6 protein-coding genes and 2 pseudogenes are annotated in these 16,169 nt (G+C 46.7%); 3 read left to right on the top strand and 5 right to left on the bottom strand.

The genetic code is table 11. The features are described from left to right. The first annotated feature begins 10 nt into the window (after positions 1–10). On the top strand, positions 11–1,285 hold the full coding sequence (locus ACYRY3_RS20460; RefSeq protein ID WP_460203454.1) for an nSTAND1 domain-containing NTPase: 1,275 nt from the start codon (positions 11–13) through the stop codon (positions 1,283–1,285). Here the strand turns inward: ACYRY3_RS20460 and ACYRY3_RS20455 are convergent. From ACYRY3_RS20455 to ACYRY3_RS20435, 5 genes and pseudogenes are all read right to left on the bottom strand, one after another. Beyond that, positions 1,222–4,263, bottom strand: coding sequence for a non-ribosomal peptide synthetase (locus ACYRY3_RS20455; RefSeq protein ID WP_460203453.1), 3,042 nt, complete (start codon positions 4,261–4,263; stop codon positions 1,222–1,224). The two genes, ACYRY3_RS20460 and ACYRY3_RS20455, sit on opposite strands and share 64 nt — an antisense overlap. Next, entirely contained in the window at positions 4,260–9,140 is a 4,881-nt protein-coding gene (locus ACYRY3_RS20450; protein WP_460203452.1) for a type I polyketide synthase, read from the bottom strand. Before ACYRY3_RS20450 ends, ACYRY3_RS20455 begins: the two co-directional genes overlap by 4 nt. Before the next feature lie 17 nt (positions 9,141–9,157). Next, positions 9,158–13,984 carry a type I polyketide synthase gene (locus tag ACYRY3_RS20445; protein WP_460203451.1) on the bottom strand — a complete coding sequence of 1,609 codons (4,827 nt, stop codon included), beginning with the start codon at positions 13,982–13,984 and terminating at the stop codon, positions 9,158–9,160. A 51-nt stretch (positions 13,985–14,035) separates the two neighbouring features. Further along, positions 14,036–14,350 (bottom strand): acyl carrier protein, encoded by a 315-nt coding sequence (locus tag ACYRY3_RS20440; RefSeq protein WP_460203450.1) that lies wholly within the window; start codon positions 14,348–14,350, stop codon positions 14,036–14,038. 229 nt (positions 14,351–14,579) lie between these two features. Continuing rightward, positions 14,580–15,029: pseudogene (locus ACYRY3_RS20435) on the bottom strand (AMP-dependent synthetase); the annotation flags it as partial. On the opposite strand from ACYRY3_RS20435, the pseudogene ACYRY3_RS20430 reads away from it, so the two are divergent. Then, positions 15,021–15,284, top strand: a pseudogene (locus ACYRY3_RS20430) (hypothetical protein); the annotation flags it as partial. The pseudogenes ACYRY3_RS20435 and ACYRY3_RS20430 overlap by 9 nt on opposite strands. Before the next feature lie 278 nt (positions 15,285–15,562). Then, positions 15,563–15,949 (top strand): SMU1112c/YaeR family gloxylase I-like metalloprotein, encoded by a 387-nt coding sequence (gloA2, locus tag ACYRY3_RS20425; RefSeq protein ID WP_460203449.1) that lies wholly within the window; start codon positions 15,563–15,565, stop codon positions 15,947–15,949. The last annotated feature ends 220 nt before the right edge of the window (positions 15,950–16,169 follow it).

Genomic DNA, 16,169 nt, shown 5'->3' with positions numbered 1-16,169 from the left:
AGCAACCAGCATGGCAGAGTTTGCACGCAATTTGGCATTTATAATTGGTATCAAATATTACATTAACGGCATTTCTCCCCTACAAAATGCTGTTAACGACGCTAAAAAACTGGTGGAGATTCTGCGAGAACAACACGGATATCGGGTATGGGTGTGCTTAAACCAAGTTGCCACCCTGCAAAACCTCAACAAATTACTGAAAGAAACTCTCCCACAACAAGTGACAAAGGATGACCGGCTCTTATTTTACTTTGCAGGTCATGGAATTGCTCTCAACGGCGATGATGGTCCAGGTGGTTATTTAATTCCCCAAGATGCCAAGCTCGGCGACACCAACACTTACCTACCAATGGTTCAGTTGCATGAATGTTTAAGCCAACTGCCTTGTCGCCATTTTCTGGGAATCCTTGACTGCTGTTTTGCAGGTGCTTTCAAATGGTCGAGTACCAGAGATTTGTTAACGGTTCCAGAGGTGATCCACCAAGAAAGATATGACCGCTTTGTGACTGACCCCGCTTGGCAAGTCATCACGAGTGCTGCTTATGACCAAAAGGCATTAGACGCATTCAATTTTAATACAGAACGCGGCTCTTATGGTAACCATTCCCCCTTTGCAGCAGCCTTAATCGAAGCGCTGACAGGGAAAGCTGATGTCTATCCGCCTGCGACTCACGGTCAACCTCCAGGAGATGGGGTGATTACTGCTACCGAACTCTACTTGTATTTGCGTGATGCCGTAGAACCAGCCACACAAGGACAACGCCAAAGGCAAACACCAGGGATTTGGCCTCTGAAGAAGCACGACAAAGGGGAGTATATTTTCCTGGCTCCAGGACATCCCCTCAACTTACCACCCGCACCACCGTTAGATGCGTCCAAAAATCCCTACCGAGGTTTGGTATCATTTGAGGAAGAACACAGCCAACTGTTTTTCGGGAGAACTCAACTCGTAGAAAAGTTACAGAATTTGGTCAAAACGCAACCCCTAACAGTAGTGTTGGGTGCTTCGGGTTCGGGTAAGTCTAGCTTGGTGAAAGCAGGATTAATTCCCCAATTACGGCAAGATAAGAGTGAACGATGGTATATTTTGCCACCCATCCGTCCTGGTGAGGCTCCTTTGCAAGCGTTAAATCATGCTTTGAAAATTGCTCAATTACCAGAAGTAGCAGCCCAAAACCCACAAAAAACTCTGGCTATGAGCATTGATGTTTGGGCGAAAAATTACCCCAACTCTAAGTTATTACTGTTTATTGTGAGTGGAAAGGCATTGAGCACCACAAAATAAGATGGCACCATGTACTCGGGCAGTAGCTGTTTGAGGAAGGAGCGCAACTCACCAATTGCTGGTGTTACCTGAGCCTGGGGTACCACGTAACCAACCAAGCGCTTGTCGCCCCCAATCTCTTTGGCGATGACAATAGCTTGTTGTACGGTTGGGTGTTGGCTCAAGATTGACTCAATTTCACCCAATTCAATGCGGAAACCACGCACTTTGACCTGATGGTCAATACGTCCGATGTACTCGATGTTACCATTACTCTTGTAGCGGACTAAATCTCCAGTTTTATAGAGCCTTTCACCGGGCTGGCTGCTAAAGGGGTTGGGAATGAACTTTTCGGCGGTCAACTCGGGGCGGCTGAGGTAGCCCCGTGCCAAGCAATCACCGCCAATGTGCAATTCCCCAGCCACACCCACCGGTACTGGTTGTAAATTGGCATCCAGGATGTAGAATTGGGTGTTGGCGATCGCTCTCCCAATGGACACCGCGCCAGAATCGGGGTGTACCTGAGAAACGGCTGACCAGATGGTGGTCTCCGTCGGACCGTACATATTCCACAAGCTATCTCCACGTTCAAGCAATTGCACTGCCAGTTCGCGATCGAGAGCTTCACCACCACAAAGGATTTTCAATTGCCGATTGCCAAGGAAGCCTGCTTGCAGGAGCGCTCGCCAAGTGGCTGGGGTACCTTGCATAATTGTAGCGCTGGATGTTCCCAGAGCCGCAGTGCTTTGACCGCCATCGGCAATCAAATCGCGGGTAAGAACAAGGCGTGCGCCTTTGCTCAATGGCAAGAACAACTCCAACGCCGCAATATCAAAGGTAATGGTCGTCACCGCTACCAGCACATCTTCTGGCACTATCCCCGGTTGAGCCGACATTGAGTTTAAGAAGTTCACCACAGCCCTATGGGGAATTTGCACCCCTTTGGGTCGTCCGGTGGAGCCACTGGTGTAGATGGCGTAAGCTAAATTATCGGCGCAGACATGAATGTTGGGGTTGGATGAACTTTGGTGAACCGGCAAATATGAGTCTAGGTAGACAATATGCCCGTGTATCTCAGGCAGAAGATTTGCTACCGTTTGTTGAGTCAGCAGTACTTTGACACCCGAGTCTTCCAGGATGTACGTCAATCGCTCTGATGGGTAGATGGGGTCGAGGGGGACATATGCCCCACCTGCTTTGAGAATTGCCAGCAATCCCACCAACATCTCGATTGAGCGTTCGACACAAATGGCAACCAACTCTTCTGGTTCTACACCTAACTCTCCTAGGTGATGTGCGAGTTGATTGGCTTTGGCGTTTAACTGACTGTAGGTGAGTTGTTCGTTTTCAAACACCACTGCTACAGCGTCTGGTGTTTTTTCAACCTGTTGCTCAAACAAGGAATGCAGACACAATTGTTTGGGATAGTCTACTTGAGTCCCGTTCCACTCCACCAGTATTTGCTGTTTTTCTTTGCCTGTAAGCAGTGGGAGTTCCGATATCTTCTGATGGGGATTGGCAACCACTGCAGATAGTAGAGTTTGATAGTGCTCTACCATCCGCGCAATGGTCGCTGCGTCAAACAGGTCAGTATTGTATTCCAGATAACCAATCAATCCAGTGTTTGCGTTCTCTAGTGATAAAGTCAAATCGAACTTGGCTGTGAAGCTTTCGATGGGAAACGGAGACAGCGTTAAGCCTGGAAGTTGCAACTGTGACGTTGGTGCAACGAGAAGCACAAACATCACTTGAAACAGTGGTGTGTAGCTTAAAGAACGCTCTGGCTGCAATTGCTCGACTAACTGCTCAAAGGGCAAGTCTTGATGGGCGTAGGCATCAAGGGCAACTTGACGCACTTGTGACAGTAAATTGCTAAAACTGGGGTTACCAGACAAATCGCTCCGCAGCACTAAAGTGTTGAGGAATAACCCAATTAACCCCTCGATTTCCTTACCATTGCGGTTGCCAATGGGTGTGCCGACGCAAATATCAGTCTGGTTGCTGTAGCGATACAGTAATATTTGAAACGCTGCCAGTAACGTCATGAACAGCGTCACTCCTTGTTGCTGACTCAGGGCAGCTAACGCCGAACTCAGTTCTTTTGTAAGCGCGAATTTCTCGGTTGCCCCCCGGTAAGTTTGAACCGCAGGTCGCGGTCGGTCGGTGGGCAGTTCCAATAAAGCAGTCGCACCCGCCAGTTTTTCCTTCCAGTATGCTAGCTGCTTTGTCAGCTCCTCCTGTTGCAACCACTGCTGCTGCCATATAGCAAAATCAGCGTATTGAACCGACAACTTTGGTAGCGCGAACGGCTTTTGACTGCATACAGCTTGATAGACTGCTGCTATCTCACGGATAAGTACGCCCATTGACCAGCCATCTGATATAATATGGTGCATCACCAGTAGCAGGACGTGTTCTGTCTCTGTCAGCTTGAACAAACTCGCCCGCACCAATGGGTCAGCTGACAAATCAAATGGGCGTTGGGTTTCTTCTATGGCTAGTTGCTGGCAATAGCTTTCTAGTTCGCGTTCAGATTGCAAATCCACAAGAGTGAGTTTCAAGGAACGCCTGGGGTGGATGACTTGAAAGGGCTGCCCGTTTACCTGAATAAAGTTGGTACGTAAGGTTTCGTGACGGCTGATGATGTAATTGAAACTGTATTCTAGAGCAGTGACATCGAGGTTCCCTTCAAAACGCATAGCCGCCGGAAGGTTGTAAAAGCTACTATTAACATCTAGCTGCTGTAGAAACCACATACGCTGTTGGGCAAAGGACAGCGGTATATGTTCGTTCCGTTCCATAGGGCGCAGAGCAATGGTTTGATCGGTTTCGGTGCCCTTTTGCAGCAGCAGTATAATTTTTTCCTTAAAACGCTTAATATCGTTTAATAGTTCTGGGGTTAATACATCTTGAGGACCTCGATAGCGCAGTTTACCACTATCGACCCACAATTCTACACCTTTTGCCGAAAGCTCTTGTAAAAACTCAACTAAATTCATAGTTCCCCCTCTATCCAATTGTCCTGGCTTGATTTAGTTGCTGATGCAAGAGATGCAAAGGAGGTAGAGTGGTCTTCTATTGGTAGTTTGACTTCCAATTCATTTTCTAAGGGAGGGGGTGCTGGCGGTGTGTTTGCTATGGCTAATTCCTGCAGTAATAGTTCTGCTAGTTCCATAATGCTCTTGCCATCAATGATTTTTTCTACAGGAGCATTCACCTCAAGGTCGGTGGCGATCGCATTTTTGAGTTGAACAGCCATCAAAGAATCAAGACCTAATTCCAGCAAGCCTTGGTGCGGATCTAAAACTAACGATTCGTCAAACCCCAACACCTTAGTTATCTGCTCTTGTAAGTAAACTACCAAAAGATGCAAGCGATCGCCACTTTGAGCTTGCAACAATCGTGGTAAAATATCAGATTGTTGCACTAACGACTGCTGTCGCCCGTTCGGCGATTGTCCCGCAAGCAGTTCTAGGAGTGACCGTTTTCCCCTAGCTTCATATACCTCTTTGAACAAACTCCAATCGACATTAGCCACCGTTGTCTGAACAGACCCCTCTGCCATCAGGTATTCCAAAGCAGCGATCGCATTCTCCGGTTGCAATCCGTTTACACCCATTCGAGACATCCACGTCTGGAATTCCTCTACTGCCATACCACCATCAGCCCAAGGTCCCCAATTCACCGTTAATGCAGGCAATCCAAGTCCTTGACGGTGATGAGCCAACACATCAAGGAAGTAATTTGCTGCTGCATAGTGAGCCTGTCCCTTAGAACCCCACACTGATGCAATGGAGGAGAAGTTGACGAAAAAGTCCAATTTCATGTCCTGCGTCAGTTGATGCAGTACCCATGTTCCCAACACTTTGGGACGCAGCACCGATTCAAAGGTGTCCGAATCCATATCTTTGATGGGTTTGTAACCAGAAACCCCCGCAGCATGAACAATTCCTCGGAGAGGTGGCATCGATGCGTTGATTGTTGCAAGCACCCTCACCATATCCGCTTCATGAGACACATCTGCTTGAGCAACAAAAACCTTGGCTCCAAGTTGTTCGAGTTGCCTGAGGGTTGATTGCGCTGCATTTGAAGCCGCAGTTCGTCCAACCAAAACCAACTGTCTCGCCCCCTGAGACACCATCCAACGGGCTACTCTCAGTCCCAAAGCACCCAAACCTCCGGTAATTAGGTAAGTGCCATCTGAGGGGAGAGCTACTTGTTTGAATTCTGACAGTTGCTTGGGTACTAAACGGGGAACATACCGATCGCCGTTGCGAAAGGCAATATGGTCTTCCCCAAGAAAATTCTCAATTTCTGCTAACAGTTGTGTTGCTTCATCACCATTAGCTTCCGGTGCTAAATCGAACATTCCGCCCCAGAGTTCGGGATATTCTAGGGCAATGACTTTACCCAGTCCCCACAATGGAGCTTGAGCAACTGCTAAGGCAACATCGCCTTTGACTGGTATCGCCCCCCGAGTCACTAACCAAAATTGGCATGAGGCTAACCCATTGTGCTGGCTCAGGGTTTGCACCAAATGCAATACGCTAACGCAACCAAAGTTTTGAGCCGACTCCAGAGTTGGGAGAGTCAGGGCATCTGGTAAAATCGCCTCTAAACTCCACAGATGGACTATTCCCTTTAAGGGTGGCAATTCAGCCCTTAAAACCTCTTGAAACAGACACTCAAAGTCCTTAGGGCTGGTGGGGTTGATACTCCAAATTCCTGGTTTGAAGTTTTGATAGGCTTCTCCATTGTAAACTAGAATACAACTTTGTCCGTGCTGTTGTAAAAGTTCTCCCAGAGCTTGTCCCACACCACTAGCGTCGGCAAAAACCACCCAAGTTCCCGGTGCCTGTTCTCGGGTTTTCTGTTGTACCGTTTGCTGCGGCATCTGCTGCCACTCTATTTCGTAGAGCCAATCTTTGATGGCGGTAGCTTGTATTTCTTGTTGGTGTTGTTTAACCAAAACTTCCAGCATCTGGGGCAGTATTTTCATCTGCTCTTGTGAGAACTTACCCGCCGCCTCTAGCTGCTTTGTTAACTGTTCTGTATTTCCTTGCTGGAGAAGGTTAACAATAGAGGTTTGGATTTTTTGTTGAGAGGAGAATTCTGCTGGTTGACGCTCGCTTTCAGCCTTTTGTACCCAATAGCGCTGTCGTTGGAAGGGATAGGTGGGCAACATCATCCGCCGACGCTTGTAGTCCCGGTCATAGCCAGACCAGTCTACCTCTGCTCCGCGCACGTACAGTTCACCCAAACTCTGGAGTAATACCCGCCAATCTTCCTGTCCCGGACGTAACGAAGGCAGCCAAACTCCTACCTTTTCTGGTAAGCAATTGCGCCCCATCCCCAACAATGTTGGTTTTGGCCCGATCTCCACAAACACCTCATATCCCTCCGCGTGGAGTGTTTTGAGACTTTTGGCAAATTGTACCGGATAGCGCAGATGGCGACACCAGTAATCAGACGATATCTCCTCTGGAGTCAGTCGTTCTCCCGTGAGATTGGAGATAATGGTCAATTGAGGAGCAGCATAAGTGACTCCCTCAGCAACCTCACGAAATTCAGCCAGTATCGGTTCCATCAGTGGTGAGTGGAAGGCGTGGGAGGTTTGTAGCTTTTTAGTCGATATTCCTGCTGCTTCTAGGTCAGCACAAATTGCTTGAACTGCTTGTGCTTGACCGGAAATTACCGTGTTTGACCCTCCATTAAAAGCAGCAAACGATACTTTTTTATTATTTATAACAGTAATTTTATTTATACAAGCTTCATCAGCAAACACTGCCACCATTTCACCACCGGTCGGTAGAGCCTGCATCAAGCGGCTTCTGTTGGCAACCAGCTTTAACCCATCTTCCAAACTCAACACTCCCGCTACTGTAGCGGCAACGTATTCCCCGACACTGTGACCCATGACAGCATCTGGGTGTATTCCCCAGGATTTCCACAATTGCACCAAGGCATATTCTATGGCAAATAGAGCGGGTTGGGTGTAAGCGGTTTGGTTAATTGGTGAAGTCTGGCTTGGTTCCGGGTAAAGAACAGATAGCAGGGGTTTTTCCAGATAGGGACGCAAAATTTCATCGCAGCGATCGAGGGCGGCGCGGAAAACGGGCGCTGTTTCGTAGAGTTGGCGTCCCATACCCACATATTGAGACCCCTGACCGGTGAAAAGAAAAGCTACTTTCGGTAAACTATTGCTCTGTCCCTGAAATACCTCTGCTGTTTCCTTTCCGGCAGAGAAATTTGCTAGCTTTTCACGCAACTGCGCTCCAGAGGAGGCAACCACACTCAACCGATGGGTAAAATGAGTTCGACCTGCATTGGCAGTATAGCAAATGTTTCCTATGTCTGAAGACGGGTTGGCAGCTAGATAATTCTCATAACGAAGTGCTAATTGCTTTAGTGCGCCTTCAGTCTTTGCCGATAGTGTCAGCAGATGTACCGGGCGTTCTACTTCCGCTCTAATAGGCTCTAATATCGGTGGCTCTTCCAACACAATATGGGCATTCGTGCCGCTCATACCAAAAGAACTGACTCCTGCCAACCGCCGCTTTTCTCCTGAAAACCAAGGTGTTGGTGAGGTTGGTACCACCACTGGTAGTTCATCCCAGTTGACGTAAGGATTGGGCTGTTTAAAGTGCAGGTGTGGTGGAATCTCGTTGTGTTGGAAAGAAAGCACCACTTTAATTAAACCTGCAACTCCTGCTGCTGGTTCTAGGTGACCGATGTTGGTTTTTACCGAACCAATTATCAGAGGGTTGTCTTGACGACCTTTGCCAAAGACAGCCCCCAAACTTTCCACTTCAATGGGGTCACCCAGTGCCGTTCCCGTACCGTGAGTTTCTACATAACTCACTTCAGAAGGTTCTATCTTAGCATTCTCCAGAGCCTTAAGAATGAGTTTTTGCTGAGCCAGTCCATTGGGAACTGTCAAACCGCTGCTCGGTCCATCGTGGTTGATTGCTGAACCTCGAATGACAGCTAAGATGTTATCTTTGTTGGCGATCGCATCCGAGAGGCGCTTGAGCACCACCACTCCGCAGCCCTCACCCCGACCAAAGCCATCGGCAGCAACATCAAAGGTCTTGCATCGACCGTCTGGGGACAGAGCGCGTGCTTTAGAGAGAAAAATGGTAGTTTCTGGCGATAATATTAACTGCACGCCGCCTGCTAACGCCAAATTGCATTCTCCCGCACGCAGGCTTTGACAAGCCAAATGAATGGCTACTAACGAAGAAGAGCAAGCGGTATCAATTGCCATGTTGGGACCTTGCAGCCCCAGAACGTAGGACAACCGACCAGAGGCAAAGCAAAAGCCGTTTCCAGTACCGCTGTAAGCGTTGATTCGTGTCGGGTCACCCAACTTTATTTGCAATTGGGCGTAGTCATTTTGTCCAATGCCCATAAAAATGCCGGTTTGACTGCTACTTAACTGGTTCGATGGCTGTCCGGCATTTTCCAAAGCTTCCCAGCTCGCCTCTAGTAGCAAGCGCTGCTGGGGGTCTAGGCTGACTGCTTCCCGAGGGGAAATCCCAAAGAACAAGGGGTCGAACTGGTCTACCTCATCTAAAAAACCCGCAGTCCGAGCGTACATTTTCCCCGGTGCATCGGGGTTTGGATCGTAATAATCGTTGATGTTCCACCTTTGGGCTGGCACCTCAGAAATGGTGTCTGCACCTTCATGCAATAACTGCCAGAATGTATCCGGGTCATTAGCTCCCCCAGGAAAGCGACAACTCATGCCGATAATGGCAATTGGCTCTGTTTTTGCATTCTCAATCTCAGCAATTTTGGATTTTAACTTCTGCACTACAAAAAGCGATTGTTGCAGTGCAGAAAGTTGGCTAGTATCTGACGGCAACTGACCCATATCAACAGAAAATCTCCTTATCTATACGCTTCAAATTCTTGAGCAATTAAAGCCATAACCTCCCTTTCCGAAAGTTGTTTAATTTCTTCCAAAGAAGCGGTCAGTTGTTCTTGATTTTCCAGTACATCCTGACCTGTTTGAGCAGAAATCTCTAGAGAAAGAACATCTTGAGATAGGTATTGGGCAAGGGCATTAATGTTGGGATAGTTAAAGGCTAAAGTTGAGGGAAGGAATTGCCCTAAATTGTTTTGCAACTGGTTTTTAAGCTCAACTGCTATCAGAGAATCCATACCCATATCAAAGAAGTTTTGTTTTGGATCGGGCAATTCAGATGGTGGAAGCCCCAGAACCTTGGCGACTTCTCCTTGAATGTGGGCAGTTAATAGAGAGAGGCGTTCGTTTGCCGCAGCCGCCTGTAATTTTTGTAGAATATTGGACTGGGGCACCGATGACTGAGAGCTTTCTGTCCGGTCTTCTGTTTTAGCAAATTCAACGAGTAACGATGGCAGTTGACCCCTAACCCTTAATTGCTGTCCCAAAACCGACCAATCGATTGGTAGCACCCCAATCTGTGATGTGGCTTGTCCCAGAACTTGTTCTAGAACTTGCAATCCTTGCTCTGGAGCGATGCTCTCTAATCCCATCCCAATGACAGCCTGGTGACGGTTTGGTAAATTAGCTGCCATGCCCGCATCAGCCCAAAGTCCCCAATTGATGCTTAATCCTGGTAGTCCTTGGAATCGGCGATGATGAGCTAGGGCATCCATGAAACTGTTGGCAGCAGCGTAATTTCCTTGACCGGGCGATCCTAATAATGAAGCTGCTGAAGAAAATAGAACAAAGAAATCTAGCGGCAGACCTTGGGTCAAAGCATGTAGATTCCATGCCCCTTTGACTTTTGGAGCCATCACTTTACTATAGCGCTCCCAGGAGTGCTGTAGCAAGATGCCATCATCTAAAACTCCAGCAGCATGAACAATTCCCCGCAGGGGTGGCATTGATGCGTTCATTGTTTCAAGCAGCTGCACCATATCCGCTTCATTAGACACGTCTGCTTGAGCAACGAAAACTTTGGCTCCAAGTTGTTCGAGTTGTGTGAGGGTTGATTGCGCTTCAGATGAAGCTTCCCTCCGTCCGGTGAGTACCAGTTGTCTTGCCCCCTGTGCCACCATCCAACGGGCTACTCTCAATCCCAAAGCACCCAAACCCCCGGTAATTAGGTATGTGGCATCTGAAGGGAGTGCCACTTGTTTGAATTCTGACGGTTGTTTGTGTACTAAGCGAGCAACATAGCGCGTGCCGTTGCGAAAAGCGATATGGTCTTCCCCAAGAGAATTCTCAATTTCTGCTAACAGTTCTGTAGCTTCATCACCAGTGTATTCCGGTGCTAAATCGAGCATTCCGCCCCATAGTTCGGGATGTTCTAGAGCCACGACTTTGCCCAATCCCCATAAAGAAGATTGCGCCACCCCAGGAAGTTCTGAACCGACTGGCACTGCCCCCCGTGTCACCAACCACAATTGGGGTAGGGGGGAAACTGATGCAGGAAAATCACCATTCTTTTTAGTCTCCAGTCCTTTGATGAGAGCTTGCAGCAAATGCAATACGCTACCAACACCAAGGGTTTGAGCTTGTTCTAGAGAGGAGATTGTCAGAGATGAAGTTAATTGCGCCTCTAAACTCCACAGGTGGATAATTCCCTGTAAAGGACTCTCTAGAGTTTCTAAAACTTCTTGGAACAGACATTCAAAATCTGCTGGGCTAGAAGGGTTGATGCTCCAAGTTCCGTCCTTTCTGAAATTATAGGTATTTCCCGGATGAACTAAAATACAGCTGTGACCCTGCGCTCGCAAAAGATTGGCTAGGTTTTGTCCCACACCCTCCAAATCAGCAAAAATTAGCCAAGTACCGGTTTTTTGAATTCCGCTTTTCTCTTGAGCCTTTACCTGACGCGGCAACTGCGTCCACTCTACTTCATAAAGCCAATCTTTGATAGATGCTGCTGCTAGCAACTGTCGGTCTTGTTTGACTAACAGTTCCAATAGCTTTGGCAACACTCTTAACTCGTTTTCTGAAAGTTCTCCTGCCTTTTCTAAATTTTGAACTATGTGTTGGATATCTCCTTGGTTTAGGAGTTTCATGATGGGGCTTTGAATCTTGTCTTGGGATAAGTCGCCTGCTTGGAAAGCATCGTTTGCGACCATTTCCACCCAATAGCGCTGTCGTTGGAAAGGATAGGTTGGTAATTGCAGACGACGACCGCAGTCCCAATCAAAGCCAGACCAGTCTACCTCTGCGCCACGCACGTATAGTTCTGCTAAGCTCTGGAGTAATACCTGCCAATCTTCTTGCCCCGGACGTAACGAAGGCAGCCAAACTCCCGCCTTTTCTGGTAAGCAGTTGCGCCCCATCCCCAACAATGTTGGTTTTGGCCCGATCTCCACAAACACCTCATATCCATCTGCATGAAGTGTCTTGAGACTTTTGGCAAATTGTACCGGATAGCGCAAATGGCGACACCAGTAATCAGCTGATATCTCCTCCTGAGTCAGTGGCTCTCCTGTGAGATTGGAGATGATGGTTATGTCGGGAACACCATAGATGACCCGATTGGCAATTTCACGAAATTCAGCCAGTATCGGTTCCATCAGTGGTGAGTGGAAGGCGTGGGAGGTTTGTAGCTTTTTGGTGGGTATTCCTGCTGCTTCTAGGTCAGCACAAATTCTTTGGACTGCTTGTGCGTCGCCGGAAATTACCGTGTTTCCCCCTCCATTAAAGGCAGCAAATGAGACTTTTGTATTATCTATGTCAGTGAAAAAACGGATATATTTTTCATCAGCAAACACTGCTACCATTTCACCGCCGGTCGGTAGGCTCTGCATCAGGCGGCTTCTGTTGGCAATCAGCTTTAACCCATCTTCCAAACTCAACACTCCCGCTACCGTAGCGGCAACGTATTCCCCGACACTGTGACCCATGACAGCATCTGGATGTATTCCCCAGGATTGCCACAATTGCACCAACGCATATTCTATGGCAAATAAAGCGGGTTGGGTGTAAGCGGTTTGGTTAATTGGTGAAGTCTGGCTTGGTTCCAGGTAAAGAACGGATAGCAGGGGTTTTTCCAGATAGGGACGCAAAATTTCATCGCAGCGATCGAGGGCGGCGCGGAAAACGGGCGCTGTTTTGTAGAGTTGGCGTCCCATACCCACATATTGAGACCCCTGACCGGTGAAAAGAAAGGCTACTTTTGGTAAACTGCTGCCCTGTCCCTTGAAAACTTCTCCTGATTCTTGTTTGGTGCAGAAGTTTGCTAGTTTTTTTCGTGCTTGTACAGATGAAGAAGCCATTACAGCAAGACGGTGGTTAAAATGCGATCGCCCCGTATTAGCCGTATAGCAAACATCAAACAGCGATACTTCAGGATGAGACGCAAAGAAATTTACATACCTTTGTGCCAGTTCCACAAGCGCCTTCTCGCTTTTTGCCGAAAGCGTTAAAAGGTGTGGGTTGCCCTCTGTGGATTTTGGATTGTTGCCAGCATCCTTCAATCTAAAATCGACAGGTGCTTCTTCTAGAATGACGTGACAATTTGTACCACCAAAGCCAAAGGAGCTTACCCCAGCCAAACGGTGCTCTGTACCAGCAACCCAAGGCTGGCGTTCAGTAGGGATAGAAAAAGTTGTTCCTTTGAGGGAAATATAGGGATTTAACTGGACCAAATGTAGATTCGGTGGTATTTCCCCGTGTTGCAGTGAAAGTACCACTTTGATGAGTCCAGCAATTCCAGCCGCCGCCTCTAAATGACCGATATTGGTTTTAACCGAACCAATCCAACAAGGTTGGTCTGGCTGACGACCCTTCATGAGCACGGCTTTTAGGGATTTAAATTCAATTGGGTCTCCTAAAGAGGTGGCACTACCGTGAGCTTCAACATAGCTAATTTGCGCTGGTGTCACTCCCGCATTTTTCAAAGCTTCACGGATGACCGCCTGTTGGGCAAGCCCATTGGGTGCTGTCAGCCCATTGCTCAAACCATCTTGATTAATTGCTGAGCCTTTGATAATTGCTTGAATATTATCTTTATCCCGAATTGCGTCCTTTAAGCGTTTAAGAATAACTACGCCGCAGCCTTCCCCCCGTACATAACCGTCAGCCTTAGCATCAAAAGTTTTACACCGACCATCAGATGCCATCATCTGCGCTTGAGAGAAAGTTATGCCCATCTCAGGGGACAGAATCAAGTTTACCCCACCAACCAAGCACATACTAGACTCGCCATTCCGCAAACTTTGACAGGCGAAGTGAACTGCGACCAAGGACGAAGAGCAAGCAGTATCTATTGCTACACTTGGACCTCTTAAATCCAGCATATAGGATATACGGTTAGCTGAAATGGAGGAAGCAGTACCTGTGCCGCTATATGCATTTATGCGGGAATAACGTTGGTAGAGAAGCCTGTGATAGTCAGCGTTGCAGATGCCAATAAAAACTCCAGTCTTGCTGCCAGCTAACTTTTGCGGTGCAATCCCCGCGTTTTCTAAAGCTTCCCAAGCAACCTCCAACAACAGTCTTTGTTGGGGGTCCATCGGTTCTGCTTCACGAGGAGAAATGTTAAAGAAATTGGGCTCAAATCGATCTACTTGCTTCAAGAAGCCACCCCAGCGGGTGTTCATTTTTTCTGGTGTCGCTGGCTTTGGATCGTAGAGTGCATCAATATCCCAACGCTCTTTTGGTACTTCAGTAATGGCATCTACCCCGTTACCCAAGAGTTGCCAAAATGCTTCTGGGTTGTCAGCACTGGGAAAACGACAACCAATACCGATAATTGCTATGGGTTCCATTTCCGTTACGTATCATTACTAATGTGTCAGCCAATGAATTACGGCTTACACCTACACCTTGACTACGACTTCCTCAAATAAATACTGCGCCAGAGCCTTAATAGTTGGGTAATCGTAGAGTAGAGTAGGATCTAGTTCGCATCCAAGCCACTTTTCTAAGTCACCAGTCAAACTGACTGCTGTTAAGGAATCCACACCGTACTTTTCAAAGGGAATTGTGACATCAATCTGATTTGAGTTAATTTTCATCTGTTCTGCTAAACGGGAAACAAGCCAAGCTTGAATCTTTTTTACAGTTAGTGGCTCCTTTTGTGCATCCTTTTTAGGAGAAATCGTCATGTTCTCTTTAACTTTAACATTTAGCATTTCCATCGCTCGTGCCTCTACAAATTTAACTAAAACGTTTTTTCACGGGGCGTTTGATATAAGAATCCAGTTTGATTATTGAAAAAATCTTAAATATTTGTAGGGTGGGCTAAAGCCCACCAAATCTAAGTTGTGGTGGGCTTTAGCCCTACCTACGTGTATTTCAAAAATCAAATAGTAATCCTATAGATATCTCACTTTTACAAACTTTGATGTCCTAACATGATTCTTATTGCTTAGAAGCTTGCAGTTGTTGCAATAGTGATTCAATTTCAGTATGCAAATGCAAGAATTTCGTTTTGCTCTCTGGGTTCTCGCTCCAATCTTCCAAGACATTCAAACTTCCACTGAGGAACTCAGATCGACAGGTATTCCGTTGTATTTTACCACTCGAAGTTTTAGGGATACTCCCAGTCTTAACCAGTACCGTAGCATAAACCTGTAGACCGTGTTCCGCCGCAACAGCCTGATTAATACTTCCAACTACCTCATTCACATTGAGTTTTCTCAAATAATGACGCTCTACCTCTTGAACAACGACCAATCGCTCTTCACCCTTAACCTCGACTGTAAACACCGCCCCACAACCAGCGCGTAGTGCCGGATGGCTCTTTTCTACCGTCAGTTCAATGTCTTGAGGATAATGGTTTTGCCCTCGGATGATAATCATAATTCTCAAGGGCAACAGCATATTTTGGCATTAGCTAAGTATCGACAAACACAATTGGCTGAGGCAAGATTGCAACAGGGCGATCGCGCTGGTGCTGCTACAATGCTGCAAACTGCTGCTAAGACTGCCCTGCAAATGGGAGATACTAGCGCTGCTACCGTCTTGCAAACTTCTGCTACCCGCCTGCAAGCAGGAGAAGACTTATCGGAAAGCGATCGCAAGAAAACTAGAATTGTTTCCAAGACTGTTTTGCAAGATTCCTAATTAGGTTATAGTGTCTGGGCTGTGCTAGCTGGTGTGTCATCCTTTCCATAATGTAGGTTGGGTTAAGCGATCGCGAAACCCAACTGAAGAAGGATAAATTATGAAGGATAAATTATGAAGTATAAAGTATAAAATAAATCCATAAATCCATGAATAAATTGAGGGAGCAGTGCGTTGGCTTTCTTTTCAGAGCTTAAACCAACTCCTCTGGTCAATTATCCATCTATTAACCCATTTTTCATCCTTTATCCTTCATACTTTATCCTTTATTAACTATCATGAAAACCACTGGAATTCATCATGTAGCCATTATTTGTTCGGATTACGAACGTTCAAAAAAGTTTTATGTAGAAGTTTTAGGTTTTCCTATCATTAAAGAAACCTTTCGCCCTCAGAGAAATTCTTATAAATTAGATTTACGGGTAGGAGAAAATAGCCAAATAGAGTTATTTTCCTTTCCCAATCCTCCTGCAAGAAGTAGCAGACCGGAAGCTTGCGGATTACGTCATTTGGCTTTTAAAGTCGATGATATAGAGCAAACTGTTAGCTACTTAGAATCACAAGGAGTGGAGGTAGAAAATATTAGAATTGATGAAATAACAGGTAAGAAATTTACCTTCTTTCAAGATCCAGATGCTCTACCTTTGGAAATTTACGAAAGTTAATAGAAGAAAGGTATTGGAGGTAGGAAATCTTAACAAATAGAAGGTGTTGAATTGGATGGTAAGATGTTTAGAATTATTCTTAAAAGAAATTAGCAGCGTAAGACCAATTGGATGTCAGGGCTGGTGTCCTTACACCCCAACCTCTGTATCAAGTTCGAGAGGGACAATTGGATAAAGTTGTTATAATTGATTCCTATAGCTGGGATCTCCATTTTCATCA

This window comes from Scytonema sp. NUACC21, assembly GCF_054684315.1.
Note: the sequence above shows the minus strand (reverse complement) of the source record. Positions and strands in the feature narration are given on the sequence as shown.

What these genes read in the sequence shown, in the direction of transcription:
- ACYRY3_RS20460 (WP_460203454.1), top strand. Translation starts at nt 11, where the DNA reads ATGGCAGAGTTTGCACGCAATTTGGCATTTATAATTGGTATCAAATAT.
- ACYRY3_RS20455 (WP_460203453.1), bottom strand. Translation starts at nt 4,263, where the DNA reads ATGAATTTAGTTGAGTTTTTACAAGAGCTTTCGGCAAAAGGTGTAGAA.
- ACYRY3_RS20450 (WP_460203452.1), bottom strand. Translation starts at nt 9,140, where the DNA reads ATGGGTCAGTTGCCGTCAGATACTAGCCAACTTTCTGCACTGCAACAA.
- ACYRY3_RS20445 (WP_460203451.1), bottom strand. Translation starts at nt 13,984, where the DNA reads ATGGAACCCATAGCAATTATCGGTATTGGTTGTCGTTTTCCCAGTGCT.
- ACYRY3_RS20440 (WP_460203450.1), bottom strand. Translation starts at nt 14,350, where the DNA reads ATGCTAAATGTTAAAGTTAAAGAGAACATGACGATTTCTCCTAAAAAG.
- gloA2 (WP_460203449.1), top strand. Translation starts at nt 15,563, where the DNA reads ATGAAAACCACTGGAATTCATCATGTAGCCATTATTTGTTCGGATTAC.